This is a genomic window from Arenimonas sp., assembly GCF_019459675.1.
Classification (GTDB): Bacteria; Pseudomonadota; Gammaproteobacteria; order Xanthomonadales; family Xanthomonadaceae; genus Arenimonas.
Window position 1 is genome coordinate 1 of record NZ_JAIBFH010000230.1, and the last position, 1,225, is coordinate 1,225.

General features: G+C 69.6%; 1 protein-coding gene. It reads left to right on the forward strand.

Features of this window, described 5'->3' with window-relative positions:
* Positions 1–1,043: AI-2E family transporter (locus tag K0M70_RS07810; protein ID WP_290781237.1), on the forward strand; the 1,043-nt coding region annotated here is incomplete at its 5' end.
* Positions 1,044–1,225: the final 182 nt, after the last annotated feature.

Genomic DNA, 1,225 nt, shown 5'->3' on the forward strand with positions numbered 1-1,225 from the left:
ACGCGGCGCGCCTGGCCGCCATGCGCAGCAATTCGCGCCTGCTGTGGACGCTGGTGATCATCATCGGCCTGTACACCTGTTACTTCGCCAGCAGCCTGATCCTGCCGCTGGTGCTGGCGGCCTTCTTCGCCATGCTGCTCAGCCCGCTGATCAACCGCGCGCCGCTGCGCTGGCTGCCGCGCCTCTTGGCGGCGCTGATCCTGGTGGCGGCACTGGTGGGCAGCCTGGGCGCCGTGACGGTGTTCGTGGCGCCGTCGGCGGCGGAGTGGACCCGCAATGTTCCCTTCCTGGTGCGCGAGGCGGCGCCCAAGCTCAAGGCGATGATTGAGCCCATCCAGGAAGCGCGCCGGGCCAGCGCCTCCTTCGACGAGTTCACCGGCGGCGACGACGACGCCGAACGCGTGGTGGTGCGGCCGCCCACCGCCGACCTGCTGTCGGCCACGCCCCGCGTGCTGGGCTCGCTGCTGGCGGTGCTGCTGCTCACCTTTACGTTCCTGGTGTACGGCGACGACCTGCTCACCAAGCTGCTGCGGCTGCGCCGCACCCGCGCGCAGAAGCGGCTCACGGCCGAAATCGTCCAGCAGATCCAGAACGACCTGTCGCGCTACGTGCTCACCATCAGCGCCACCAGCGCGATGCTGGGGGGCGTTACGGCGGCCTACCTGTGGTACCTGGGCGCCGAAGACCCGCTGCTGTGGGGCGTGCTGGCGGCGGCACTGAACCTGACGCCCATCGCCGGCCCGCTGGTGATGGCGTCGCTGCTGGCGCTGGTGGGGCTTTCCCAGTTCGGCACGATGGGCGCGGCGATGCTGCCGGCCGCCGGCTATGTGGTTTTCAACGCGCTGGAAAGCAACCTGCTCACGCCCATGCTGCTGGGCCGCACGATGCGCATCAACCCGCTGGCCATCATTCTGTGGCTGCTGCTGTGGGGCTGGCTGTGGGGCGTGGTCGGCCTGCTGGTGGCCGTGCCGATGCTGGTATGCCTGAAGATCGTCGCCAGCCGCGTGGAGGCCTGGCAGGGCTGGGCCAGGCTGCTGGAGTAGCGTTCACCCGCGGCGAACCGGTGGCCGCGCTATCCTTCGCGGGTGAAGAATCCGCCGCTTGCCCTGAGCCTCGACCTCGACGACACCCTGTGGCCCATCTGGCCCTCGATCCAGCGCGCCGAACGCGCGCACGATGCCTTCCTGGATCAGCACTGCCCCCGCAACGCGCAGCCCTAACCGAT